Raw genomic sequence first — 1018 nt, 5'->3', positions numbered from 1 at the left:
ACCGCATCGTCGGCATCGTCAAGGCGTACACGACCCGCGTGGGCTCCGGCCCGTTCCCGACCGAGCTGTTCGACGAGCAGGGCGAGTGGCTGCGCAAGCAGGGCTTCGAGTTCGGCACCACCACCGGCCGTCCGCGCCGGGTCGGCTGGTACGACGCACCCATCACCCGCTACGCGACGCGCATCAACGGCATCACCGACCTCGTGCTCACCAAGCTCGACATCCTCACCGGTCTCGAGCAGATCCCGGTGTGCGTGGCCTATGACGTCGACGGCGAGCGGTTCGACGAGGTGCCGGTCAACCAGACCGACTTCCATCACGCGAAGCCGATCCTGGAGTACTTCCCCGGCTGGAGCGAGGACATCTCTGTCGCACGCACGTTCGAGGACCTGCCGAAGAACGCACAGGACTACGTGCTGGCGCTCGAGAAGATGAGCAACACCCGTATCTCGGTGATCGGGGTCGGCCCCGAGCGCGACCAGGTCGTCGTCCGCCACGGCCTGCTCGACTGACCCGGCGCTCCATGACGAGGTTCTGGCTCGGCGGCTACGGCCCCGGTATGGACGGTCAGGCCGAGGGCATCGGCCTGCTCGCGGGGGATGAGGGCCGTGAGGCCAGCACACTCGCCTACCGCGGTGCCGTGACCGAGACGCCGTCGCCGTCGTGGCTCGCACAGCATCCGTCCCTCGATGTCGTCTACGCGGCGCTCGAGGGGGACGCGGCCGTGCAGGCGTTCGTCCGCACCGGTGAGGGGGTGCTCGCTCCGCTGGGCGCGCCCGCGGCGGTCGGACAGTACGTGTGTCACGTGGCGGTCGCCCCGAACGGCTCGGCGCTGGTCGCCAGCTGCTACGGCGACGGCCGCGTGGTGCGGTTCGACCTCGACGAGGAAGGCCGCATCCTGCCTCCGAAGCCGGATGCCGCCGCAGCTCTCCGCGCGGCCCTGTTCGGCGACGACGTGGACCCGGATGCTCCGGCCGCGACCCCTCCCGGTGACGGCGTCGCGGCGATCGATCCATAC

2 protein-coding genes are annotated in these 1018 nt (G+C 70.1%); both read left to right on the top strand.

What is annotated here, in order from left to right; genetic code table 11:
- A partial coding sequence (locus tag ACNPM4_RS11755; RefSeq protein ID WP_448985819.1) for an adenylosuccinate synthetase occupies positions 1 to 512 on the top strand: 512 nt, incomplete at its 5' end.
- A gap of 11 nt (positions 513 to 523) precedes the next feature.
- Positions 524 to 1018 (top strand): lactonase family protein (locus ACNPM4_RS11750; protein ID WP_448985818.1); only part of this gene is annotated, 495 nt, incomplete at its 3' end.

The organism is Microbacterium umsixpiens (assembly GCF_053543675.1).
The sequence above is the reverse complement of the archived record's forward strand: the minus strand, read 5'-3'. Positions and strand labels throughout refer to the sequence as shown.